This is a genomic window from Metabacillus indicus LMG 22858, from assembly GCF_000708755.2.
GTDB classification, from domain to species: Bacteria; Bacillota; Bacilli; order Bacillales; family Bacillaceae; genus Bacillus_P; species Bacillus_P indicus.
In genome coordinates this window covers 1-24,751 of record NZ_JGVU02000001.1, presented here as the reverse complement: position 1 = coordinate 24,751, position 24,751 = coordinate 1, and the positions used below count along the sequence as shown (strand labels likewise).

Genomic DNA, 24,751 nt, shown 5'->3' with positions numbered 1-24,751 from the left:
CTCGTTGGTGGTCCCATTCTCGATGTTGAGTGCCATCAAGACTGATTTTCTGTTTGTTGGTGGTACTATACTCAATGTTCAGTGCCATCAAGACTGATTTTCTGTTTGTTGATGGTTCTATTCTCAATGTTCAGTGCCATCAAATCTGATTTTCTGTTTGTTGGTGGTACTATAATCAATGTTCAGTGCCATGAAAACTGATTTTCTGTTTATTGGTGGTACTATAATCAATGTTCAGTGCCATCAAAACAGGATTTCTGTACGTTGGTGGTCCCATTCTCGCTGTTCAGTGCCATCAAATCTGATTTTCTGTTCGTTGGTGGTCCTATTCTCGATGTTCAGTGCCATCAAATCTGATTTTCTGCTCGTTGGTGGTCCTATTCTCGCTGTTCAGTACCATCAAATCTGATTTTCTGCTCGTTGGTGGTACTATAATCAATGTTCAGTGCCATCAAATCTGATTTTCTGTTCTTTGATTGCACTCTTCTCCCCTGTTTGGTGCCTGGCACCATCCCAGTCCAATGTTCTAGCTCAAGCTTCCAGCCGTTTTCCTCAACGTTTTTCCGATAATGTCTGCAGCTGCAGTCATTTCTTCATCTGTTACGGTAAGCGGCGGCAGCAGCCTGATCACTGTCGGTCCGGCCGGGAGTGCAAGCAGCCCGTTCAACCGGAGTTCTGCAATGAGGGGAGCTGCCTCCTGTTTCAGCTGAATGCCGATCATGAAGCCTTTTCCTCTGATATCTTCCACTTCTTCTGCACCTGATAGGACATTTTTCAAAAGATCTGTCATTTTTTCAGCTTTTCTGTTCACGTCTTCGAGGAAGACAGGGTCAAAGATTTTTTCAAGTGTTGCTTTGGCTGCTGCCATTGCAAGCGGATTGCCTCCGAATGTGGTTCCGTGTGAGCCTGGCTGAAAGGAGGAAACCAGCTCTTTTTTCCCGATCATGGCCCCTGCCGGAAATCCATTGGCAAGCCCCTTGGCTGATGTAATGATATCGGGGTCTGCACCGTAATGCTGATAGGCGAACGGCTTGCCTGTCCGGCCAATGCCTGTTTGCACTTCATCAATAATCAGCAGGGCTCCAAGTCTTGTGCAGGCTTTTTTTACTGCATTCATGAATGTCTGCTCTGCCGGAACGACCCCGCCCTCTCCCTGAATCACTTCAAGCATAATGGCTGCATAGTCATCTCCGGCAATCTGTTCCAATGCTTCCGAATCGTTATACGGAAGGTATTCAAACGACGGCAGCAGCGGGCCGAAACCGTCATGAATCTTTGACTGGCCGGTCGCAGACATCGTCGCGAACGTTCTTCCGTGGAAAGACTGTCTAAATGTCAGGATTTTCGACTTTCCCGTATGCTTTCTTGCAAGCTTAATCGCCGCTTCATTCGCTTCTGCCCCGCTGTTGCAGAAGAAGACCGCATCTCCTGAACTGTTTTCAGTAAGCAGCCGAGCTGTTTCCTCCTGGATTGAACTTTGAAAAAGATTGGAAACGTGCCATACCTTATCAAGCTGCTGTTTTACAGCTTTTTTTACATCCTCATCGCAATGGCCTAAATTGCACACGGCAATGCCGGATATAAAGTCCAAGTATTCTTTTCCATTCTGATCAACTGCGACCGCGCCTTTTGCATCTTTTATTTCAACATCATAACGGGCGTATGTAGGGAATAAATGAGTCATTTTAATGCAGCCTCCTTGCCGGCAGTTATTTTTGTTCCAAAGATGGATGATTCAGATGCAAACTTCCTCTTTCCGCTGACGATCATCACTTCTTTCAGCGTTTGGGAAAGTGATTTTATGGCAGCCTGGACCTTTGGAATCATTCCGCCGCTGATAATGCCTGTGCCGATCATTTCTGCTATTTCATCGGGAGTTGTATGCTGGATGACGACTTGTTCCTTCATAATGCCCTCTACATCTGTGACAAACAGAAGCTGGTTTGCCCCAAGTGCACTTGCTACAGCCGCAGCTGCCGTGTCCGCATTCACATTCAGCGTGCCGTGATCTTTTGTTTTAGCTAGCGGTGCGATGACCGGGATATATCCGCCTTTCAGCAGTGTTTCAATAAGATGGTCATCGACGGCTGTAATCTGGCCTACGTGCCCAAGCTCCTGTTCATTCAGATGCTCTCCTGTCAGAGTCCCTCCATCGCAGCCGGCAATGCCCGCTGCTTTAAATCCGTGCTGCTGCAGGGCTCTTACCAGCTGTTTGTTGATTTGTCCTGCAAGCACCATTTCCGCTACATCAAGAACCTGCTTTGTCGTCTTCCGCTGGCCGCCGATAAACTCCGTCTGCACATTCATTGACTTTAAGGCCGCATTGATGGCTGGCCCGCCTCCATGAACAATGACAACCCGGTGTCCATGACTGATCAGCTCGTGCAGGCTTTCAAAAAAATCACCTGACAGCTCATCCACTGTACTTCCTCCGCATTTCAGCACCACTGTTCTGTCCATAATCCGCTCCTTACGTTCTGTAGCTTGCGTTGATTTTGACATAATCGTATGTCAGGTCGCAGCCCCATGCTTTTCCTTCACCGTTTCCAACCCGGAGATCAATATGAATGGCAACCGTTTCTTTTTCCAGCGCTTTTTTCGCCAGTTCCTCTGAAAATGCCTGCGGCTGGCCATTATGAAAAAGACACTGGCTTTCTAAAAAGATGCCGATCCCCTCTGGATTTACTTTTGCATCACTGTGCCCGATTGCCCCGATGATTCTGCCCCAGTTGGCATCAGAGCCATAAACAGCTGTTTTCACGAGGCTTGATCCGACGACTTTCTTGGCCGTTATTCTCGCTTCCTCATCTGAAGCAGCACCCTCAACTGTCACTTCAATCAGCTTTGTTGCACCTTCGCCGTCTTTTGCGATGCTTTTTGCTAGATCTTCGCATACCTTTTTCAGTCCAAGCTTAAAGTCATCCCAATCTTCATGTTCCGGAGTGAGCATAGCATTGCCTGCAAGGCCGTTTGCCATGACAAGCACCATATCATTTGTCGATGTTTCCCCGTCCACCGTAATCTGGTTGAACGAAACATCCGTCAGCTCGCCCAAAACCCCTTGGAGCACATCGCTTTCAATTGCTGCATCTGTCGTTATAAAGGCAAGCATCGTGGCCATATTCGGATGGATCATCCCCGAACCCTTCGCACACCCTCCGATGGTTACTTTGTTTCCGCCGACGATAATCTCATAGGCCGTTTTCTTTGTCACAGTGTCTGTTGTCAAAATCGCTTCTTCAAAAGCAGATGCTCCAAGCTTTGCAGGAGAAACGGCCCCTACTCCGCTGCGGATGCAGTCCATTTTCAGGAATTCTCCAATGACACCTGTTGATGCTACCGCCACATATTCTTCTTTCAATGAGAATGCTTCCGCGCACAGCGATCTCATTTCATACGCATCTTTCAGCCCCTGCTCCCCTGTGCAGGCATTTGCAATCGCGCTGTTTACAATCAGAGCCTGCAGCTTTTGTTCTGCCTTTGTGCTTTCCTGCGTCACTTTTAATGGAGCGGCCTGAAAATGACTCTGTGTGTAAACTGCTGCACAGCTTGCCGGAACCTCGCTGATCAGGACACCCAAATCTCTCTTTGCATATCTCAAGCCGGTATGTACTCCGTCCGCCTTAAACCCCTTCGGTGATGTGACTGAACCTTCTTCTATTTTCTGAATCCCAGCGGACTCTTTTACTTTTAGCATCGATAAGCCTCCTTATGGATACAGCGGCGCCATTTCAAGACCTGCTGTTTCATCAAACCCGTTCATCAGGTTGAAATTCTGCACTGCCTGCCCTGCTGCACCTTTCATTAAGTTGTCAATTACAGACACAACGGTAATCCTGCCTGTTCTTTCATCAAATGCAATTCCGATATCACAGTAGTTTGAACCGTATACTTCCTTAGTTGAAGGAAATTCCCCGACCGGCCTTACTCTTACAAAATAGCAATCTTTGTAAAACTCCTTATAGAGATCATGCCACTCTTTTAAGCTTCCGCTTTTCGCACCTGCGTAAATGGTCGTCATAATTCCCCTAGTCATCGGAACAAGGTGAGTCTGAAACGTAAGAGGCTTTACTGCGCTGTTCATTTCTAACAGAGCCTGTTCAATCTCCGGAATATGCTGGTGTTCATTTACTTTATAAATCTTGAAATTCTCATTTGTCTCGGCATAATGGACGCCGGCGCCAGGCTTGCGTCCAGCACCGGAAACCCCGGTTTTCGCATCAATAATAATAGAAGATTCATCAATTAATTCCCCGCTGACCGCAGGCGCAAGGCCAAGGATTGCTGCCGTTGGAAAGCAGCCGGGATTTGAGATAACGGACGCTTTTCTGATTGCGTCTTTATTCAGTTCAGAAAGCCCGTAAACCGCCTTCCGGGTGATGGCCGGATCTGCTGCCTTTCGTTTATACCAGCTTTCATAAGTCTTTGAATCTCTTAATCTTAAATCGCCCGACAAATCAATAACCTTTACCTTTTCCGTGCAGATCTCAGGCAGCAGCTCTGCCGCTGCACCAGGAGGGGATGCCATAAACAGGACATCCACCTCGGACTCAATTCCTGAAGCGTGAATGGCAGTCAAGCTTTCCCCGCTGATGTCAGTCAGGTGGGGATAAGAATCCCTGTATGCCTTCTCCGCTTCTGATGATGTATATAAAATACATTCTTTTACATGCGGATGCTTTGAGAGAATCCTGTATAGCTCATTCCCTCCGTAGCCTGTAGCACCTATTATACCTACCTTCAATTGAAATCACCCTTTAATTTATATCGTACATATGTGAGATTTAGTACCCATTATAATACTGCATAAAAATAAAATCAATTGTATTTTTATATATTTTTAATCAAAAAAATCCCGATCCTTAAAGGACCGGGATTTACATCTTATTGAACACCGAGAGCAATTTTAGCAATTCGGCTCATTCTGTCTTTTGTCCATGGCGGATTCCAGACAATGTTCACTTCTGTTTCTTTAATTTCAGGGATATCGCGAAGGGCAGCTTTTACCTGATCGATAATCGTGCCTGCAAGAGGGCATCCCATTGAAGTTAATGTCATTGTGACGAGCGCTGTGCCATTTTCATCAAGGTCAACATCATACACAAGACCAAGATTGACAATGTCGACTCCAAGCTCAGGGTCAACCACAAGCTCAAGCGCGCCATATATATTCTCTTTCAATGCTTCATCCATTTTTATCACTCCTCTTATCTAGTATACCTGACAAAGTGACCGGCCTAAACTTATTTGCTTTCGCAAAGAAAATCAGCAAACCAGTCTACCGTTGCTATCAGTCCCTCGCGCGATACTTTATGATCGGCGTTCGTATCGGCAATAAATTTCAGATATTCCGGTTTTGTCTCATAAGCAGATTGAATTTCCTTGAAAAATGTGTATGTCGGGTCAAACGGCACCACATTATCCTTTTTGCCATGCCAGAAAAGCAGAGGCCGTGATGCAAGCTTTTCTGTATGCAGGCTGAGGTCATATTCCTGGAGGCTGAGAAAATGCTTCTCCAGCTCTTCATCTGTAAGAGGGACCTTCATGCCCATTTTTTGTACATATTGTATTTGCTGACGGGAAAACTGCTCATAATAAGGGCTGCCCATCAGGCTTGCTGCAGCTTTGATCCACTCGTACTGAGTCAGAGCCCCAAGAGTGACGATGCCTCCCATCGATGTTCCGGCAACGCCTATGTTTTCAGGATCAATCAGGCCGTTTTTTTCAAAATGACTCTTTATGACATCGAGTTCCTTGATCTCATTTATTACAATGCTCCAAAATTGCATATTTAACTCCGTGCCCTGAAGTTTTCCGCTTCGTTCACCGTGGTGAAGAGCATCAGGGAGAACGACGCGAATTCCTCTTTCCGCAAGAAGGTAGGCATAGTGAAGGTTGTGTTCCTTTGCGCTCGTAAAGCCGTGGACAAACAGTACAAACGGCGTCTTTTTATTTTTATCCGCATCCCTTGCGATGTGCAGGACGGGAATTCCATCAATGGTCATTTTTTCAACAGCGATCATGAGGTATACCTCCTTTTTGAGACTTCTTTTCTTTTCTAAACATAAGTGTAACATGTAGACAATAATCTTGGAAAAAAGATACACTGTAAGGGGACTTTGTTTTTCAGCCGTCCCTCCAATCATAAAATAAAGGAGCTTCTATGACGACACTACCTCATTTAATTGCACTCGATTTAGATGGTACTTTATTAAAGGATGATAAAACGATTTCTGCCTATTCAAAAGAAATCTTAAAAAAAGCGAGAGAAGCGGGACATATCGTCTGCATCTCAACAGGCCGCCCATACAGAGCAAGCTCCATGTATTATGAAGAGCTCGAGCTTGATACACCTGTTGTCAATTTCAACGGGGCATTTGTCCATCACCCGAAAGACGATCAATGGGGAGCTTTTCACACTACGCTGGATGTGGAAACTGTCAAACAGATTGTTGAAGTATGTGAAAAGCACAACGTGAAAAACATCCTGGCCGAAATAATCGATCATGTTTATTTTCACTATCATGACGAAAAATTACTCGATGTATTTACAATGAATACATCCGACATTACAGTGGGAGATCTCCGCAAAAATCTCGGTGATGATGTGACAAGTATTCTGATTCATGCATCAGAAGAGGAAGTGGAAAACATCCGCACCTATCTGTCGGATGTGCATGCAGAGCTTGTTGACCACAGACGCTGGGCAGCTCCTTGGCACGTCATCGAATTAATCAAGCGCGGCATGAACAAAGCCGTCGGCCTGAAAATCATTGCCGATTCCTACTCGATTCCCGCAGAAAGAATTATTGCCTTCGGAGACGAAGACAACGACCTTGAAATGCTGGAATACGCAGGACAGGGAGTGGCAATGGGTAATGCCATCCCGAAACTGAAAGAAGTCGCAAACCGCGAAACGAAAACAAACGAAGAAGACGGCATTGCCGTATACTTAAAAGACGCCCTATCTCTGTAAGGCGTCTTTTTTTAGTGAAGTTTTCCATCCATAAAACGCCTCCGCATGAGACAAAATAATGAGGACGCAGCAGCAGCGTCAACCATTCATCTTAGGGGGAATTTCGCATGAGCAGTAATAAATCTAAACGCTTTGTTCAGCAAGGTAAAGATTCCGTTTCGAAACATGATGAACGTTTCCCTTATCATACAACAATGGCTGAGTCAGAAGAGCGCAAAGCTCAAATGGCAGAAAAATCCTCTTTAGGAGGCTTTTAAATTATGGGTAACCAACTATTTCAGGCAGCACGCAAAGCAGTCGAAAAAGCCGGAGAAGTTCTAACCGGCAAAATGGGTCATGACCATGGTCATGAACACCGTTCTGAAGAAAATCAGTACAGCTCGCAGCAAGGAGCTCAGCAAAATGGACCCCATAGCTACGGTGCAAATCACAATGAACATCAAAACTACAGCTCTCAGCATGGCGGTCAGCAAGGCGGGGCTCAGCAGCATGGCGGCGAAAGCGTAGACGCAGATTCTAAAGCAAAAGCCGAAAATGCACTTATGTCCGCATTTGCCAACGCTTCACCGGCAGAGCAAAAACAGCTCAGCGAACTTCAGGATGAACTGAAGAACATGTAGGTATGATGGCGGTCCCCGGAATCTGTATTCCGGGGATTTTAAGTGCTGAAAGAACAAAAAAAGCTGCGGATAAACCGCAGCCGTTTTATTCTGAAACTGTAAAGGTTTTGACTTCCTGAAGAGGCTTTTCTCCTTCAGCTTTTCCGGCAAACTGAGCGGTTACTGTATAGTCTCCCGCCTGCAGGCTTCCTGCTGATTTCATGTCCCATGTCTCCTGGTAGGTTTTGCTTTCACCCGGAGGAATGGTTAGATACTGCAGCGCCTGTGTAAACATTTTGCCTTTAGAATATTTGTAGACCTCTGCCCCGTTCGGATCGGTAATAATGATTTCGTACTTTTGTCCGGACGAGAATTCAAAGTTTTTTTCTTCATCTGAGTTGTTTTTAACCGTCATGGTGATTTGGACAACACCTGATTCTTCTTTTGTTTCAACTGAAAGCTCGACATCTTTTTCTTCCATATCACCCGACACCTCTTCCGCTTGTTCTTTTTCTTCCGGCTGTTCAGCACTTTGGCCGCAGCCTGCAAGAATCAAAAAGCCAAGAATGAACAAAAGTTTTTTCATTGCGCGTTTCTCCTATTCTTTGCGGAAGAATCCAAAGATGCCTGTTGTCTGAAGAATGTTTGTGAATGCCTTTGGATCCACTTCCTTAATGATTTTTTCTAAATCATAAAGTTCATAGCGCGTGATTACGATCATCAGCATGTCCTTTTGTTCGTTAGTAAAGGCCCCTTTAGCAGGAACCATCGTGATGCCTCTTACCATTTTAGCATGAATTGCCTTTTTCAGGTCATCAGCTTTTTTCGTGATAATCATGGCCGTCAGTTTTTCATGACGGGTATGGATCGCATCGATGACCCTTGTTGAAGCGTAAAGAGTGACAAGGGTATAGAGTGCTTTTTCCCACCCGTAAAGCAAACCGGCTGTAAAGATGATGATTCCGTTCAAAATGAAGAAATACGTTCCCACGGGCTTGTCTTTCATGCGTGAAAGAATCATGGCAACAATATCAAGACCTCCTGTTGATGCCCCGTATTTAAGCGTGATTCCGACTCCGATTGCTACAATCACGCCACCGAATACGGCATTCAGCAGGATGTCTTCAGACAGCGGATAGAGCGGGACAATCGACAGAAAGAAGGTTGTCGCTGCGACGCTCAGCACACTGTAGAGCGTAAATGATTTTCCTACCTTCTGCCAGCCTAAAATCGCTACAGGAATATTCAGCAGGAGCAGCAGTACCCCGGTCGATATGTTAAGCGGCGTATATTCAATCAAAACGCTTGATAAAAGCTGGGCAATCCCTGTAAATCCGCTGGCGTATACATCCGCAGGAATCATAAACAGGTTAAGGCCGACAGCGTTCAGCAACGCGCCGAAAATCACAATTATTCCTTTTTTGACTTCTTCATAAACCATTTGCAGAAAATCCTCCCGGGCTATAAGATATTAATAGTATTTCTGATTTACCCTTTTTTCTTGCAGACCAATACAAATATTGTCTTTCAGGGCTTTCGTTGTTCTTTACTTCTATTTGGCTAAGTGCTACTTTTACTATAAGATCAATCAAAATGAGACTATTCTCACGCAAATTGGAAAAATCACGTGAAATGAGGTGCAAAAATGACGGTTCACATCCTCGCAGACAGCGCAAGCGACCTGCCGCTTGAGTTTTACGAAAAGAACGGAGTCACGCTGCTTCCGCTGGGCGTACATATTGATGAGCATGATTACCGCGACCTTCTGACCATTACACCGAAGGAAGTATACGATGCAATGAGAGAAGGAAAAGTCGCGAAAACAACGCAAATTTCCCCTCTGGATGTCAAAGAGATCTTTACCTCTCTTGCCCAAAAGAAAGTGCCTGCTCTGTATGTAGCCTTTTCTTCAGAGCTTTCAGGCACATATCAGACTGCGGTCATGATCGGCAATGAGGTCCGAGAAGAATATCCAGATTTTGAGCTTGTCATTATCGATTCTAAATGTGCATCACTGGGACTTGGCCTTGCTGTAAAATACGCAGCAGAACTCGCCGGTAAAGGAAAAACTCTACACGAAATCGCAGAGTCTGTAAAGGACTTCTGCGTGCATACAGAACACATTTTCACAGTCGATAATCTCGAGTATCTCGCAAGGGGCGGCCGCATCAGCAAAACGTCCGCATTTGTCGGCGGTCTGCTGAACATAAAGCCTCTCCTGCACGTTGAGGACGGAAAACTGATTCCTCTTGAGAAAATCAGAGGAAGAAAAAAAGTATTCCGGCGTGTCATCGAAATCATGAAAGATCGCGGCACAGACTTAAGCAATCAGACAATCGGCATCAGCCATGGCGATGACCTTGATTCCGCTAATGAAATCAAGTCCATGATCCAGGCTGAATTCCAGCCTAAAGAAATCTACATCAACACGGTCGGCTGTTCCGTTGGAGCACACTCAGGCCCCGGCACAATCGCCATCTTTTTCTTAAACAAACAGATCTCATAATATTTTTCTTCTCAGGGGGCATCCTAAACGTATCATTTTTAAAGGAGTTTTGATGATGTCCCATACAAGCGATAACGACAAAAAAGCAAAAGACAACAATGCCAAGCAGCATGAAAAAAACATGATGCGCGAAAAAAGCCGCCAACAAGGCGAACGTCAATATTCTAAGAAAACAGATCACTTGTAATCAGAAATGGAAACAGCAGCGGGGGAGGATCCGCTGCTGTTTTTTTAATTTAATTTAAATTGAGTTACTGTTTGCTTGAGATCAAAGGTCAGCTTTCTCAGCTCTGAAACCCCTTCAGCCATTTTTTCAAAAGCAGCAAGCTGCTCAGCAGTTGAAGCTGAAATTTCCTCGCTTCCCGCTGCCGTTTCCTCCACTACAGCGCTGATGCTTTCAACATTTTGCAGAACATTCCCTCCTAGTGTTTTCGAGTGATTCACACCTGCTTCAAGGCCAATCAGTTCCAGGGTAATATTCTTCATTTTTTCATCAATCGCATCAAAAGCCTGTGTCGTGATGTCCATGCCCGTCTTTTGCTTTTCTGCAAGGGAAACCCCTTTTGCTACAGATTCAGAAATGTTTGCAATACCGGATTGCATCAGGCTTGCCATTTCAAAGATTTGGGAGGTGGCATTCGTAGATTCTTCTGCAAGCTTTCTGACTTCTGCTGCCACTACGGCAAATCCCTTTCCCGCTTCCCCTGCTCGGGCAGCCTCTATTGCTGCATTTAACGCAAGAAGATTGGTCTGATCGGCAATGCTTGAGACTACCTTCGTCATATCTTCGATTTTCGTCATATAGCCTAAAAAGGTTGTTGTGGACTGGTTGATCAGATTCATAATGACGCCATTTTCTTTAAGTAAATCGCTCTGGGTGCTGATTGCCCCCTGCCCCGCTTGAATAGCGCCTGCCGCTTCTTCTCCAAATTTTACAGACTTTTGGGAGCGGATGACGTTTTCGCTGAAGCCTGCATCCATCCGCTCAATCAGAGAAACAGCATCCTGAAGATCAGAAGAAATCGATTGGGAGCCGGCAGACAGTTCATCTGTTGATAAAACGACCTGTCCACTGATTTCACTTAAGATACGTGTTTCACCGTCAAGGGTTTCAGCAAATCCATCGACCTGTTTGCTTACAGTGTCAATGGATAGAATCAGCCCTTTCAGCTGATTTACCATACTTGAAAACGAATCATTTAATGCCCCGATTTCATCTTTCCCCTTATAGGTCAAAGACTGCACGGCAAGGTTCCCCTGTGCAATAGCCGCCGCCTGTGCTGACATGCTTTTTAGTGGCTTCGTAATCGACGAAGTCATTCTGATCACAAGAACACTTGAAACAAGAATTAAAAGGGCCGTTCCAATGGCCGCCGACAAAATGACAAACTCAATCTGTCCCTTTACTTCTTCTTGAATAAAGGTGTATCTGTCATGAACATGGAGATTCACAAAATAAATATCATTTGAGATCCCGTCCACTCTAACAGCCTGGCGTTTCACTTCTGCCTGATTTTTCTCTTCAAGTGCAGGCAGCGTTTTCTGCTTGAGTTCATCGAATTTGGCTGATGCCTTTTTTAAAGCATTCTTCCCATTTTCATCCTGCAAGGTCTGATTCAGGCTGTCTAAAAGCTTTTCCGTCCTGTTCAGCGACTGCAGCGCCTCCTCCTTGTGTGCATCGGATAGAGAAAAGGCGAAATTGTTTAAGCTTTGTTTAGATGCGTTTAACTCCCCCTGCAGTTTTTCAACGTTCAAAAGCACAGGAACTTCATTCTGGTTTGTTTTTTGAATCATCAGCATGTTAAAGACGATAAAGCCAATCATAAAGGTAGCAAGTATGATAATGCCGACAGAATTGAACAATAATTTTTTCTTTAATGACACGGTGATCCTCCTAGTTGCTCTCTGCTAATTTTTGCTTCCATTGATCAAGCGTTTTCTGCTGCTGTTCGGTCAGGCTCAGTACACGGATCGGAGCCAGCTGAACCCCATTATCCTTCACACCAAGTTCAATATGCCCATCAGGAAGCTCCTGTTTTTTCACATAATCTTTCAGAAGCTGAAAAATGCCGATATCCACATTTTTCATCATCGACGTCACAACAGCCTTTTCCGCATAAAAATACTGATCACTGTCAACACCAATTGCATATACCCCGCTGTCCTGGGCGGCCTTTAAAACACCTGCGCCCGTAAAACCGGCTGCTGCATAAAGCACATCCGCCTTTCTCTTGATCATGCTGTCTGCCATTACCCCGCCCTTGATGTCATTCCCGAAATCATTTGCATACTCCGTGTAGATGACAATCTCAGGCTTGATCGTTCTTGCCCCTTCTGCAAATCCGTCAGCGAACTTGTTTATAAGCGGAACATCAGCGCCGCCGATAAAACCGATTGTATTTGTTTTTGTAGCCATCGCTGCAACAACTCCGGCGAGAAAGCTCCCTTCATCCTCTTTAAAAGTAACGGACGTAATATTTTCGAGCTCGGAAACCGCATCAATCAGCATAAACTGCTGTTCCGGAAACTTCTTTGCCGCTTTTTCTAAATCTTCCTGAACCATAAACCCAAGTCCAACGACAAGATCATTCCCCTCTTCAACAAGCTCGGTAAGTCCTTTTTCATAAGTGCCCGTTTTTTCGAGCTCCCGGTAATCAAACAGAATCCCAAGTTTATCACGGGACTTGACCAGACCCGCAAACGCCGAATCACTGAAGGACTGATCCCCAAGCCCCACATCCGAGAGCATAATCCCCACTTTTATTTTTTGATCCGCGCTGCTGACTGCCTCACTCTTCCCGCACCCGGCGGCAAGCAGCATACAGGACGCTATCATGATCAGTATTTTTTTCATTGATGTCTCTCTCCTTAAATAGTTCTACTAGGAGGTTATCGACGGGTTTTGGTGAAAGTTTATTTTTTTGGTGGGGAAGGGGGGTTTAAGGGGGAGTATTGAGTGGTGGTATTTTTTTGGTGGTACTTATCTCTGAGTTTGGAACTATCAAGCGGTGGATTTTCTGTTTTGATGGTACTTATCTACGAGATCGGAACCATCAAGCGGTGGATTTTACTTTTGATGCACTTATCTCCGTGATCGGAACCATCAAACTAAGGATTTTCTGTTTTGATGGCACTTATCTCCGTGATCGGAACCATCAAGCGGTGGATTTTCTGTTTTGATGGTACTTATCAACGAGATTGGAACCATCAAACGGAGGATTTTCTGTTTTGATGGTACTTATCAACGAGATTGGAACCATCAAACGGAGGATTTTCTGTTTTGATGGCACTTATCTCTGTGATCGGAACCATCAAACTAAGGATTTTCTGTTTTGATGGCACTTATCTCTGTGATCGGAACCATCAAACTAAGGATTTTCTGTTTTGATGGCACTTATCTACGAGATCGGACCCATCAAGCAGCGGATTTTCTTTTTTGACAGCACTTATCTCTGTGATCGGAACCATCAAACGGAAAAATCCTTTTTTCAATGTCACTAATCTTATTTATCTACAAAGTGAGATGACCTCCCGCGCCCTATGTGTTTAAAATGCGCGAACAGAATCTTTCGTATTGTCTTTTTTGATAAAACAAACTTACACCATTCATGAATCTGATCTGTAGTGATCCTCTTTTCCGGGAAGAGAAGCCTGAATTCTCCTATTGCCCGTAATACTGCAGGTAGAAGCGGTTCGGTTGTTTTACAATTAGAGCATATAAAATTCCTTTTATTAAAGAGGGTATACAGCAATAGACATTGAGGACATATAATACCTTTTTCCAGCCCCTCAAACCCATACCCCGGAAGCTTCAAAAACGGATATTCTTCCACATGCGAATCCAGAAGTTTTTTCGCGAGCATGTCATGAAAGCCGGTTAACTTGCCCCGCTTTTGATTGAGTTTTTCCGCAAAGCGGTTCAGCTGGGGATAATAAATGATGGGTTGGTCAAGAGGTGCGTTGTAAAGGTGGAATCGGGGATTTACAAAGACAACGAATGGTTCGAGGGAGAACTTAATGGTCTTGTCCTGGAGAAGCCGAGTGAGCAAGGCTTCGCTTCTTTTGAGCTGAAGCAAAGGGTTTTTCATTTCTTTTTTGGCCGGGGTCGACCACCTTTCTCCTTCTGCGAAGTAATCACCTTCCGAGTTCTTTACGTTGAACACGTACATTTTATCAGGTTTAATAAACAGGGAATCAATTTGTACGAAAGATCCGCCAATTTCAAAGAGCAGATCGCTTAACACTATGCCATCCCCTCCATTCTCCTTAAGCCACTGCTCAAAATACTTTTCTCCCTGGAACCCTTTTTCAAGCTGCCGCAAGCAGGTGAGAGCTTCTTCATCCAAAACGGATCTGGCGTTCAAACTCCGGTATACTAGCAATTCCCGGTTTTCTTTTAAGTCCTTCAACTAATAAACATCCCCTTTCATTTTTCAAGTATCATCATAAGACAATTTCATTTTTTCAAATCCATCATAAAACAATTCCCCTCCTCCCGGCAAAAGCCCAAAATCAAATTTTGCCCATAAAAAAACAGCAAACGCATATGCGCTTACTGTTGTTCTTTTTTAAAATAGGTCCAGCCGTCTTCCTGATAAACCTTGCCTGCTTTCATGAGTGAGCCGAGCGCACGCTTGAATGCACCTTTGCTCATGTTGAAGCGTTCTTTGATGTCATCCGGGTCGCTCTTGTCAAAGAAGGGCATGGCTCCTCCTCTTTCTTCCATGTAATCACAGATCACTTGTGCATCTTCATCCAATGCCTCATGTTTGAACGGAAGGAGAGAAACGTTAAGGGTGCCGTCTTCTTTCACATCAACAACTCGTCCAGTTACAAGTTCGCCAAGACGCGGCTCTCTTTTGCGCTGGGAGGAGTGGATGAATCCTTTGTAGCCTTCTTCAGTTATGATGAAAGTTCCTGCAATGATGATTCGGTAGACTCTTCCTGTAACGGCCTGATTGTTCCGAACTCCTTCAGCCGGGACGATGTTTTCCTGCATGACATCTTCCGTTGCAAGCTTTGTGAAGAATCTTCCGTTTTTCGTCACTTTCAGGGAACAGTAGAGTTTGTCGCCGTCTTTTGGCCATACACTGACGTAAGCCGGGAGAATATCGTTGTCGACAAGTGCATCTTTTGAAAGGCCAATGTCGACGAATGCCCCCATGTCTTCCCTGACACTGACTACTTCTACCCATCCGAACCGGTCTTCTGATATCGTCGGCTTTTTCATCGTTGCCGCAAGGCGGTCTTCATGGTCAACAATCAGATACACTTCAACCTCGTCCAATTCTTCAATCGGTTCAGTGATTTCCGTTTTGTGAAGCAGCACTCGGTCTTCTCCATCTGTTAAATAATATCCGTAATCTACTTTTTCATCTATTTTAAGCGTCATAAACGTTCCGGGATTCATTTGTTCGTTCCTTCCTTTGCAGCTGAACTGCCGTTAGTTGTTATATCATGTACATTCTACTATAATCTAAGGATAATACAAACTTTTGGGAGGATTCTTATGGCCAAGGACAGTTCGTTTGATATTGTGTCGAAGGTGGATATGCCTGAGGTAACAAATGCCATCACGATGACGATGAAAGAGATCGGCACACGCTATGATTTTAAAGGAAGCAAAAGCAGCATTACGCTTGAAAAAGAGGAGCTTGTTTTAGTTTCTGATGATGAGTTTAAAATGGATCAGCTGAAGGATGTGTTCATTTCAAAACTGATCAAGCGCAACGTGGCGACGCGCAATATTGACTATGGAAAAATTGAAGGCGCATCAGGCGGGACCATCCGCCAGCGTGCAAAGCTTGTCCAGGGTATTGATAAGGACAATGCGAAAAAGATTAACGCGATCATAAAAAATGCAGGACTTAAGGTGAAAACGCAGGTTCAGGATGATCAGGTCCGCGTTACCGGCAAAAGCAAAGACGACCTGCAGCAGGTGATTGCAGCTGTCCGCGGTGCGGATCTGCCGATCGATGTTCAATTCATTAATTTCAGATAAACGAGAGGACTCAGCAGTTTTTCCTGCTGGGTCTTTTTTTATCCGGACTGGGGCAAGAATTCCTCATCAATTCAGAAAACTTTTACTTTTCGCACTTGAATCTCCCGAAAAAAACATGTAAATTAGATATAATATCATTTAGCCAATTTCATATTTTTCGATTCTTATCTAGAGAAGCTGAGGGACTGGCCCGTCGAAGCTTCAGCAACCTGGCGCAATCCAAGGTGCTAATTCCAGCGATGCATCCATCGGACGATAAGAAGAAGCCGCGCATACTCAAAAGTCTTCTTCTTGGAAGGCTTTTTTCTTTTTTCCATTATCAGCTGTATTTTAGGAGGTTTATAGCTTTGGCACTTTTAACAGACTTGCAGACAAAAATTCTGATCGGGGACGGAGCAATGGGCACCTTGCTTTATTCCCACGGTGTGGACCGGTGTTTTGAAGAACTGAACCTGTCAAAACCGGATGACATCCTGAATGTTCATAAGGCGTATCTTGATGCCGGCGCTGATGTCATTCAGACAAATACGTACGGGGCCAATTATATCAAGCTGTCCAGATACGGGCTTGAAGATGAGGTGCGCGCCATTAACCGCAAGGCTGTGCAGATTGCAAAGCAAGCTGCGGAAGGCACCTCAGCCTATGTTCTCGGCACAATCGGCGGGGTCCGTGCTTTTAAAAAGGGGGCTTATTCGCCAGAAGACCTGCGGCGAAATTTCAGGGAGCAGCTCTATCTTCTGCTGAACGAAGAACCCGACGGCCTCCTGCTTGAAACGTATTATGATCTTGAAGAAATGAAGACCGTTCTCGAGATTGCAAGAAAAGAAACAGACTTGCCGATCATAACGAACATTTCCCTCCATGAAATCGGCGTTCTCCAGGACGGCACTCCTCTTTCTGACGGCCTGTCTCAGCTTGAGGAACTCGGGGCGAATGTTGTCGGGCTGAACTGCAGGCTTGGGCCGTATCATATGCTCTCATCTCTGGAGGAAGTTCCTCTTCCAGAAAAGGCCTTCCTGTCCGTTTATCCAAACAGCAGCCTACCGACTATCGAGGAAGGCAGACTTGTTTACGGATCCGGTGAAAAATACTTCGCTGAAAGCGCACTTGCTTTTAGAAATCAGGGTGCGAGATTAATAGGCGGCTGCTGCGGAACGACTCCTGATCATATCAGGGCAATGGCTTCTGCTCTTAAAGGACTGCCTCCGGTGACTGAAAAGAAGGTGAAAGCAAGGAAAGAAGAAATCTCTATTGCCTCAGCTGCAGAGAGAAAGTATCCTCCGCTGCAGGATATTGTCAAAGAAAAACGCTCCATCATTGTAGAGCTTGACCCGCCGAAGAAGCTCGGGATTGATAAATTTTTGAAAGGAGCAAAGGCCCTGCAGGAGGCTGGAATCGATGCCTTAACACTTGCGGATAATTCCCTTGCTTCACCAAGAATCAGCAATGCAGCCATGGGATCCATTGTCCAGCAGACTCACGGGATTCGCTCACTGATTCATATCACATGCAGAGACCGCAACTTAATCGGATTGCAGTCACATTTAATGGGGCTGCACACCCTTGGATTAACAGATGTTTTAGCCATAACAGGAGATCCGTCCAAAATCGGGGATTTCCCGGGGGCAACTTCTGTTTATGATCTTTCTTCCTTTGATTTGATCAGTCTGATTAAGCAATTTAATGACGGGCTTTCTTACTCAGGAAAACCGCTTGGCGAAAAGACGAACTTCTCTGTAGCCGCCGCCTTTAACCCGAATGTGAAGTATCTTGATAAAGCCGTCAAAAGGCTGGAGAAAAAAATGGCGTGCGGAGCTGATTATTTTATCTCCCAGCCGATTTATTCCGAAAAACAGCTGATTGATGTCTATGAAGAAACAAAACACTTAACTGTACCCGTTTATATCGGCATTATGCCGCTCACAAGCAGCCGGAATGCTGAATTTATTCATAATGAGATACCTGGCATCACCCTCTCTGACAGCATCCGCGAAAAAATGGCCAATGCCGGAGATGATAAGGAAAAATCCTATCAGGAGGGTCTGGCCATTGCCAAAAACCTGATTGATGCTGCGTTTGATCTGTTCAACGGCATTTACTTGATCACACCGTTTTTGAATTATGAACTGACAGTGGAGCTAACGAATTATATCCATAAAAAAGAGTCTGAGGCCACCGAAAGGAAGATTACGCATGTCTGATATAAGAAAACAGCTTGAGAAAAAAATCCTCGTTCTTGACGGGGCGATGGGCACCATGATTCAGGACGCAAATCTTTCTGCAGATGACTTCGGCGGAGAAGCCTACGAAGGATGCAACGAATATTTGACTATAACTGCACCTGAGGTCATTCAATCGATCCATGAAGCTTATTTTGAAGCAAAAGCAGATATTATTGAGACAAATACGTTCGGAGCTACGAAAATCGTTCTGGATGAATACGATCTTGGGCACCTTGCCTTCGAACTGAATAAAAAATCGGCTGAAATTGCGAAAAGAGCAGCTGAAAAATACTCAACATCCGAATGGCCCCGCTTTGTAGCCGGTTCAATGGGACCGACAACAAAAACGCTCTCTGTAACGGGAGGAGCCACATTCGAGGAACTGATTGAAAACTATGAAGAACAGACACTTGGACTGCTTGCAGGCGGAGCCGATCTGCTTCTCCTTGAAACGAGCCAGGACCTGCTGAATGTAAAAGCTGGCTTTTTAGGTATCAGGCGTGCGTTTGAAAAGACCGGAAAAGAAATTCCCCTTATGGTATCAGGCACGATTGAGCCAATGGGCACGACCCTTGCCGGACAGGACATTGAAGCTTTCTTTATTTCTCTTGAACATATGAAGCCTATTTCTGTCGGCCTGAACTGTGCGACAGGGCCTGAGTTTATGACAGACCATATCAGGACCCTGTCCGGAATGGCTCATACAGCTGTCAGCTGTTATCCGAATGCCGGCCTTCCTGATGAGGAAGGAAAATATCATGAATCACCGCGTTCGCTTGCGCAGAAAGTGAAAGGTTTTGCGGAACAGGGCTGGCTCAATATTGTCGGCGGCTGCTGCGGAACCACACCCGCACATATCACGGCTATCGCAGATGCAGTCAGCGAACTGAATCCCCGCACCGTCCCGGAACGTGATCCGGCACATACCGTTTCCGGTATTGATCCGCTTATTTATGACGACTCCATGAGACCCCTGTTTGTCGGGGAACGGACAAATGTTATTGGATCAAGAAAATTTAAGCGTCTGATTGCCGAGGGGAAATTTGAAGAAGCATCTGAAATTGCAAGAGCACAGGTCAAAAACGGAGCACATGTCATTGATATTTGTCTTGCAGACCCTGACCGCGATGAACTTGAAGATATGGAAGCATTCATAAAAGAAGTGACCAAAAAAGTAAAGGCGCCGCTTGTCATCGATTCAACCGATGAAGCTGTCATTGAAAAAGCACTATCTTATTCCCAGGGAAAAGTCATCATCAACTCGATTAACCTGGAAGACGGCGAAGAACGCTTTGACGCAGTTGTTCCGCTGATTCATAAATATGGTGCCGCCGTTGTTGTTGGAACCATAGACGAAAAGGGCATGGCTCTTACAGCTGAGGAAAAGCTTGATATTGCGGTCCGTTCGTTTGAACTGCTTACTGAAAAGCACGGCCTGAGTCCGTCAGATATTATTTTTGATCCCCTCGTTTTCCCTGTGGGCACAGGAGACGAGCAGTATATTGGTTCTGCTGAAGAAACGATTAAGGGCATCCGCCTGATTAAAGAGCGCCTTCCGCAATGTCTTACTATGCTTGGCGTCAGCAACGTATCCTTCGGGCTTCCGCCTGTAGGACGCGAAGTGCTGAATGCCGTCTATTTGTATCACTGTACACAGGCGGGTCTCGACTATGCGATTGTCAACACGGAAAAGCTTGAGCGTTTTGCTTCCATTCCGAAAAAAGAAGTTAAAATGGCGGAGACTCTTCTTTTTAACACAAATGACGAAACACTGGCCGCTTTTACAAATCATTACCGGGGAAAGAAAAAGACAGCCAAAAAACCTGTACAGTCCCTCCCGCTTGAGCAGCGTCTCGCCCAATATGTTGTAGAGGGCACAAAAGAAGGACTGATTTCAGACCTTGAAATCGCCCTTAAGGAATATGATGCACCTCTTGATATCATTAACGGTCCGCTCATGGCTGGAATGGCTGAAGTCGGAGAGCTGTTCAATACAAACCAGCTGATCGTCGCCGAAGTTCTTCAAAGTGCAGAAGTGATGAAAGCTTCGGTCTCCTTTTTAGAGCAGTATATGGAGAAAAAGGATGACAGCGGAAAAGGAAAAATCCTGCTTGCAACGGTTAAAGGCGATGTGCATGATATCGGGAAAAACCTTGTGGATATTATCCTGAGCAACAACGGCTACAAAGTAGTGGATCTCGGAATTAAAGTGACCCCGCAGGATTTAATTACAGCTGTCAGAAAAGAGAAACCGGATATTGTCGGACTTTCAGGCCTGCTTGTGAAGTCAGCCCAGCAAATGGTTCTGACCGCACAGGATCTGCGTGAAGCTGACATTTCTGTTCCGATCCTGGTCGGCGGCGCTGCCCTTTCCAGAAAGTTTGCAGACGGAAAGATTGCTCCGCAATACAGCGGACCGGTGGTGTATGCCAAGGATGCGATGGACGGCCTTTCACTTGCAAACCGAATCCGAGTCGACCCGGCCCAGTTTAAAAAGAAAGAAGTGCGGTCTGAACAGTTTTCTGAAAAGAAACCGACTGCCGCAGTGACAGAACTGCTTGAAAAAAGAGCAGAGCTTGCACCGTCCCCTGTTTTTGTGCCTGAGGACTGCAGACGCCATATCATTAAAGATTTCAATCTGCAGCACCTCATCCCTTATATCAACATGCAGATGCTGATCGGCCATCACCTCGGCCTCAAGGGAAAAGTAAAGGAAATGCTGAAAAACAATGATCCAAAGGCGGTTGCTCTAAAAGAAACCATTGATGTGCTCCTGAAGCAGGGAGAAGCGGAAAAATGGTTTGAACCTGCTGCGGTTTATCAGTTCTTCCCTGCTGTATCAGAGGGAAATTCTCTGCACATTCTGGATCCGGAAACAGAAGAAAAGCTGCAGACCTTTGATTTTCCAAGACAGTCAAAACTGCCGCACCGCTGCATTTCTGACTACGTTCGACCTGAAAGCAGCACAAGAGACTATGTATCCTTCTTTGCTGTTACGGCAGGAAAGAAAGTCAGAGAGATTGCAAACCGATTTAAGGAACAGGGCGACTATTTGAAAAGCCATGTTGTTCAGGCACTCGCCCTTGAGCTTGCTGAAGGTCTTGCCGAGCGGACGCACCAGCTGATCCGTGATCAGTGGGGCTTCCCTGATCCTCCGGATTTCACAATGGATCAGCGCTTTTCAGCCAAGTATCAGGGCCAGCGTTTTTCATTCGGCTATCCGGCCTGCCCAAACCTTGATGACCAGGCCAAATTATTTGATCTGATACGTCCTGAAGACATTGGAGTGAATCTGACAGAAGGCTTCATGATGGAACCTGAAGCATCTGTTACAGCCATAGTCGTTGCCCATCCTGAAGCACGTTATTTCAACGTTTTAAACTGAGACTTCTGTCTCAGTTTTTTTTTGCGCAAAAACAAGTGTTTTATCAAGGACTGACAGGGAATATAAACAGCATATCCAACATACTTATCGGATTTTTCACCATACTAAACTTGATAAAAACCTGGAGGGATTGTAAATGAGTCAAAACAGCCAAACAAAAAAAACGATGCCTGCGCAGCATCAGGATGTGCAGCCCGGGCATGAAGATCAGATGAATCCTAAACCCGAGTTTGACAGCCATCAATACAAAGGCAGCGGAAAGCTTTCGGATAAAACAGCGATCATCACAGGCGGTGATTCAGGCATCGGGCGGTCAGTTGCCGTCCACTTTGCAAGAGAAGGCGCAGATGTTGTCATCTCCTATTTGGATGAACATGATGATGCAAATGAAACAAAGCGCCTTGTGGAGCAGGAAGGCAGACAGTGCCTGCTTATTCCCGGAGATATCGGAGACGAGGCTTTCTGCGGACAGGTCGTAAACGAAACCGTCAGCAAGTTCGGTAAAATAGACATTCTTGTCAACAATGCGGCCGAGCAGCATCCGCAGGCCGGTATTGAGGAAATTTCAAAAGAGCAGCTTGAACGCACATTCAAAACCAATATTTTCTCTTTTTTCTATATGACAAAAGCAGCCCTTCCCCACCTGAAGCAGGGAAGCAGCATCATCAACACGTCATCCATCACAGCTTATGCAGGAAACGAACAGCTGATTGATTATTCGGCCACTAAGGGCGCTATTACAACGTTTACACGATCCCTTTCCATGTCTCTTGTGAAAAAAGGCATCCGGGTAAACGGAGTAGCTCCTGGTCCAATCTGGACACCGCTTATCCCTTCAACGTTTGATGCAGAAAAAGTTTCAGAGTTCGGCGCGGATACGCCAATGGGACGCCCCGGACAGCCTGATGAACTTGCACCAAGCTATGTATTCCTTGCAAGCAGCGACTCAAGCTACATCACCGGACAGATGATTCATGTGAATGGCGGGAAGATTATAAACGGTTAATAAGAAAAGCGGAGCCGACCGTTTAGACCTGACAGGCAGAAAAGAAATCCCCCAAAAAGTCCGGTTCCCGCCTTTTTGGGGGATTTTGTTCTGACGGAGGAGTTGGCTGATGGAGCTGGACACCACGAAAAGCGGAATCGCTGGTTTAGACCTGACAATTACAAAAATCTCATAAGTTTACCGCCAGCAGAGAAAGCCCGTATGAAAAACGGGCTTTTTTTGTGCTTATATTTTATGGATTCTAAAGAAAATGTGCATGTGACCTATACTATTAAGAAAACGCTTACATATACTGTATTAGGAAGGAGGGGATAATGATGGATCGATTAATTTTCTTATTCCTTGCAGCCATTCTTGCAGGCTTTGCTCTAGTTGAACTTCCGCTTGCCGGAACATTCCTTGCAAGCCTAGCACCTTTTACGACAGTCGTTGGCGTTTTAGCAATCTTAGTTTTTTCTTTCGTTTTAATTTTCCACGGCGTCAAAAGCTTATTTAATAAGTAGCTGAATTCAAGGCCGGAGATCTTTTTCTCCGGTCTTTTTTGTGCTGTTTCTCCAATATCTCTCCGCTTTCTCTCCGTCAGAGAGATCAGTGTGCAGCAGATAAATAGGCTAACATAATTCTCCCTTCCGCATACCCTAAATTTGAGCAAGAGAAAAGCTCACGATTTCATGATTGGAGGAGACACAACCATGAGTAAAGATGGATGCGGCGGCGGATACAATAATGGATTCGCGCTAATTATCGTATTGTTTATTTTGCTGATTATCATTGGTGCTTCTTTTGTCGGCGGCGCTGGTTATGGTCCTGGACCTGGCTACTGCTAAAAACAATAAAACGGCCTGCGGTGCAGGCCGTTTTTCTTATGAAATTTAAAGTGCGTTTGTCAATACTTCTGTAAGAACAGGTACAATCTGTTTTTTACGGGAAACAACGCCTTTAAGCACCGCCATGTTATCAATAAGCTTAACATCGTATGCCTGTTCAACCGCGCGTGTTTCACGGCCAAGGGCAATTGCAACGGAATCGTTGATTAAGATATCTGTTACAACAAATACGAACAAGTCCAATTCTTTTTCAGCGATAACAGCTGAAACCTTGGCTTCGATTTCTTCTTTATGAACAAGAATGTCGTTAGGATCTACCGCATTTACCTGTGCAATCTCAACTTTGTAATCGCCCATTGAGAATTCTTTTGCATCAAGAGAAATGAGTTCAGATACTGTTTTGCCGCTGAGGTCAGCACCTGCTTTCAGCATATCAAGTCCGTATACTTCCGGATCAACGCCGGCAATAGCAGCAAGTTCTTTCGCAGCTGCTACATCCTGCTCTGTGCAGGTCGGTGATTTAAACAATAATGAATCAGAGATGATGGCAGAAAGCATAAGGCCCGCAATTTCTTTTGGAATGCTCACGCCGTTCTCTTTGTAAATTTTGTTCAGGATTGTAGCTGTGCATCCTACAGGCTCCGCGCGGTAATAAAGCGGATCGCTTGTTTCAAAGTTAGCGATGCGGTGATGGTCAATGACCTCAAGGACATGAACCTGGTCAATGTCACTGACGCTTTGCTGGCGTTCGTTATGGTCGACTAAAATGACCTGGCTTGTCTCATTTGCAGCTGTTTCGATCAGTCTAGGGACTTCAACTCCAAATGTATTCAGAGCAAATTCTGTTTCGCCGTTGATTTCTCCAAGGCGGACAGGCTCTGCGTTCATGCCAAGCTTTGTTTTAAGATCAGCATACGCAATTGCAGAGCAAATCGTATCTGTATCCGGGTTTTTATGACCAAAGATCAATACTTTTTCCATCTGAAAAACTCCTTTATTCTATCTGTTTTTGCTGAATTCAGCATACATTCTCTTATTTTAACAGAAAAATGTCTTTAATGGATTGTTGTTTTTGATTATACCCGTTCCTCTTCGCTTCAGGATTACCGCGGGAAGGAACGGGAGCCTGGCTGTTTTCATAAATGAATTCAAGATATACCCGTTCCCTTGCGCTCCAGTCACTTGCTTTCCGCGGGGAGTGCCTGGAGCCTCCTCGCTGCGCTTGCGGG

General features: G+C 45.3%; 25 protein-coding genes and 1 riboswitch. Of the genes, 11 read left to right on the top strand and 14 right to left on the bottom strand.

The genetic code is table 11. The annotated features are described in order from the left end of the window. Window positions 1-526 precede the first annotated feature (526 nt). From AZ46_RS00120 to AZ46_RS00095, 6 genes are all read right to left on the bottom strand, one after another. On the bottom strand, window positions 527-1,684 hold the full coding sequence (locus AZ46_RS00120) for an acetylornithine transaminase (protein WP_029282674.1): 1,158 nt from the start codon (window positions 1,682-1,684) through the stop codon (window positions 527-529). Then, on the bottom strand, window positions 1,681-2,460 hold the full coding sequence (gene argB / locus AZ46_RS00115; protein WP_029282677.1) for an acetylglutamate kinase: 780 nt from the start codon (window positions 2,458-2,460) through the stop codon (window positions 1,681-1,683). Before argB ends, AZ46_RS00120 begins: the two co-directional genes overlap by 4 nt. Window positions 2,461-2,470: 10 nt before the next feature. Continuing rightward, on the bottom strand, window positions 2,471-3,697 hold the full coding sequence (gene argJ, locus AZ46_RS00110) for a bifunctional ornithine acetyltransferase/N-acetylglutamate synthase (protein ID WP_029282679.1): 1,227 nt from the start codon (window positions 3,695-3,697) through the stop codon (window positions 2,471-2,473). Window positions 3,698-3,709: 12 nt separating this feature from the next. Continuing rightward, window positions 3,710-4,744, bottom strand: a complete 1,035-nt coding sequence (gene argC / locus AZ46_RS00105) for an N-acetyl-gamma-glutamyl-phosphate reductase (protein ID WP_029282681.1) — start codon at window positions 4,742-4,744, stop codon at window positions 3,710-3,712. A 140-nt stretch (window positions 4,745-4,884) separates the two neighbouring features. Then, entirely contained in the window at window positions 4,885-5,193 is a 309-nt protein-coding gene (locus AZ46_RS00100; RefSeq protein WP_029282683.1) for a metal-sulfur cluster assembly factor, read from the bottom strand. A gap of 50 nt (window positions 5,194-5,243) precedes the next feature. Beyond that, window positions 5,244-6,023, bottom strand: coding sequence for an alpha/beta fold hydrolase (locus tag AZ46_RS00095; protein WP_029282686.1), 780 nt, complete (start codon window positions 6,021-6,023; stop codon window positions 5,244-5,246). 140 nt (window positions 6,024-6,163) lie between these two features. Between AZ46_RS00095 and AZ46_RS00090 the strand changes: the two genes are divergently transcribed. The 3 genes from AZ46_RS00090 to AZ46_RS00085 all read left to right on the top strand — a co-directional run bounded on the left by AZ46_RS00090 (window position 6,164) and on the right by AZ46_RS00085 (window position 7,596). Then, entirely contained in the window at window positions 6,164-6,976 is an 813-nt protein-coding gene (locus AZ46_RS00090) for a Cof-type HAD-IIB family hydrolase (protein ID WP_029282688.1), read from the top strand. Window positions 6,977-7,083: 107 nt separating this feature from the next. Next, a complete protein-coding gene (locus AZ46_RS22105) occupies window positions 7,084-7,233 on the top strand; it encodes a hypothetical protein (RefSeq protein ID WP_168713755.1) in 150 nt (49 codons plus the stop codon). A gap of 3 nt (window positions 7,234-7,236) precedes the next feature. Next, window positions 7,237-7,596 (top strand): DUF3813 domain-containing protein, encoded by a 360-nt coding sequence (locus tag AZ46_RS00085; RefSeq protein ID WP_029282690.1) that lies wholly within the window; start codon window positions 7,237-7,239, stop codon window positions 7,594-7,596. 85 nt (window positions 7,597-7,681) lie between these two features. Here AZ46_RS00085 and AZ46_RS00080 read toward each other — a convergent pair whose 3' ends face one another. Next, entirely contained in the window at window positions 7,682-8,161 is a 480-nt protein-coding gene (locus AZ46_RS00080; protein WP_029282692.1) for a BsuPI-related putative proteinase inhibitor, read from the bottom strand. 12 nt (window positions 8,162-8,173) lie between these two features. Then, a complete protein-coding gene (locus AZ46_RS00075; RefSeq protein ID WP_029282694.1) occupies window positions 8,174-9,016 on the bottom strand; it encodes a YitT family protein in 843 nt (280 codons plus the stop codon). 204 nt (window positions 9,017-9,220) lie between these two features. On the opposite strand from AZ46_RS00075, the gene AZ46_RS00070 reads away from it, so the two are divergent. Further along, window positions 9,221-10,081 (top strand): DegV family protein, encoded by an 861-nt coding sequence (locus AZ46_RS00070; protein ID WP_029282696.1) that lies wholly within the window; start codon window positions 9,221-9,223, stop codon window positions 10,079-10,081. 55 nt (window positions 10,082-10,136) lie between these two features. After that, entirely contained in the window at window positions 10,137-10,268 is a 132-nt protein-coding gene (locus AZ46_RS21130; RefSeq protein ID WP_081414021.1) for a DUF3941 domain-containing protein, read from the top strand. 44 nt (window positions 10,269-10,312) lie between these two features. Here the strand turns inward: AZ46_RS21130 and AZ46_RS00065 are convergent, their stop codons facing one another. The 4 genes from AZ46_RS00065 to AZ46_RS00045 all read right to left on the bottom strand — a co-directional run bounded on the left by AZ46_RS00065 (window position 10,313) and on the right by AZ46_RS00045 (window position 15,491). Continuing rightward, the gene (locus AZ46_RS00065) at window positions 10,313-11,965 is read right to left on the bottom strand and encodes a methyl-accepting chemotaxis protein (protein ID WP_029282698.1); all 1,653 of its coding nucleotides are present in this window, start codon (window positions 11,963-11,965) and stop codon (window positions 10,313-10,315) included. 10 nt (window positions 11,966-11,975) lie between these two features. After that, entirely contained in the window at window positions 11,976-12,935 is a 960-nt protein-coding gene (locus tag AZ46_RS00060) for a BMP family lipoprotein (protein ID WP_029282700.1), read from the bottom strand. Window positions 12,936-13,584: 649 nt separating this feature from the next. After that, the gene (locus AZ46_RS00050) at window positions 13,585-14,490 is read right to left on the bottom strand and encodes a nuclease-related domain-containing protein (RefSeq protein ID WP_029282705.1); all 906 of its coding nucleotides are present in this window, start codon (window positions 14,488-14,490) and stop codon (window positions 13,585-13,587) included. 143 nt (window positions 14,491-14,633) lie between these two features. Then, window positions 14,634-15,491, bottom strand: coding sequence for a CvfB family protein (locus tag AZ46_RS00045; protein ID WP_029282706.1), 858 nt, complete (start codon window positions 15,489-15,491; stop codon window positions 14,634-14,636). A gap of 99 nt (window positions 15,492-15,590) precedes the next feature. On the opposite strand from AZ46_RS00045, the gene AZ46_RS00040 reads away from it, so the two are divergent. From AZ46_RS00040 to AZ46_RS21125, 6 genes are all read left to right on the top strand, one after another. Further along, window positions 15,591-16,082, top strand: coding sequence for a YajQ family cyclic di-GMP-binding protein (locus tag AZ46_RS00040; RefSeq protein WP_029282708.1), 492 nt, complete (start codon window positions 15,591-15,593; stop codon window positions 16,080-16,082). Window positions 16,083-16,243: 161 nt separating this feature from the next. Next, window positions 16,244-16,344, top strand: a riboswitch (SAM riboswitch). An 85-nt stretch (window positions 16,345-16,429) separates the two neighbouring features. Beyond that, a complete protein-coding gene (locus AZ46_RS00035; RefSeq protein WP_029282710.1) occupies window positions 16,430-18,283 on the top strand; it encodes a bifunctional homocysteine S-methyltransferase/methylenetetrahydrofolate reductase in 1,854 nt (617 codons plus the stop codon). Further along, on the top strand, window positions 18,276-21,689 hold the full coding sequence (gene metH, locus AZ46_RS00030) for a methionine synthase (protein WP_029282712.1): 3,414 nt from the start codon (window positions 18,276-18,278) through the stop codon (window positions 21,687-21,689). The genes AZ46_RS00035 and metH overlap by 8 nt, the downstream gene beginning before the upstream one ends. Window positions 21,690-21,825: 136 nt before the next feature. Then, window positions 21,826-22,695 carry an SDR family oxidoreductase gene (locus AZ46_RS00025; protein WP_029282714.1) on the top strand — a complete coding sequence of 290 codons (870 nt, stop codon included), beginning with the start codon at window positions 21,826-21,828 and terminating at the stop codon, window positions 22,693-22,695. 317 nt (window positions 22,696-23,012) lie between these two features. Continuing rightward, window positions 23,013-23,198: a hypothetical protein gene (locus AZ46_RS00015; protein ID WP_029282716.1), complete on the top strand. Its 186-nt coding sequence runs from the start codon at window positions 23,013-23,015 to the stop codon at window positions 23,196-23,198. A 189-nt stretch (window positions 23,199-23,387) separates the two neighbouring features. Continuing rightward, a complete protein-coding gene (locus tag AZ46_RS21125) occupies window positions 23,388-23,522 on the top strand; it encodes a YjcZ family sporulation protein (protein ID WP_081870098.1) in 135 nt (44 codons plus the stop codon). Window positions 23,523-23,567: 45 nt separating this feature from the next. Here AZ46_RS21125 and AZ46_RS00010 read toward each other — a convergent pair whose 3' ends face one another. Next, complete coding sequence (locus tag AZ46_RS00010; protein ID WP_029282717.1) at window positions 23,568-24,503, bottom strand: manganese-dependent inorganic pyrophosphatase; 936 nt, start codon at window positions 24,501-24,503, stop codon at window positions 23,568-23,570. Between the two features lie 52 nt (window positions 24,504-24,555). Further along, the coding region (locus AZ46_RS22265) for a hypothetical protein (protein WP_029282719.1) at window positions 24,556-24,751 on the bottom strand (196 nt) is incomplete at its 5' end.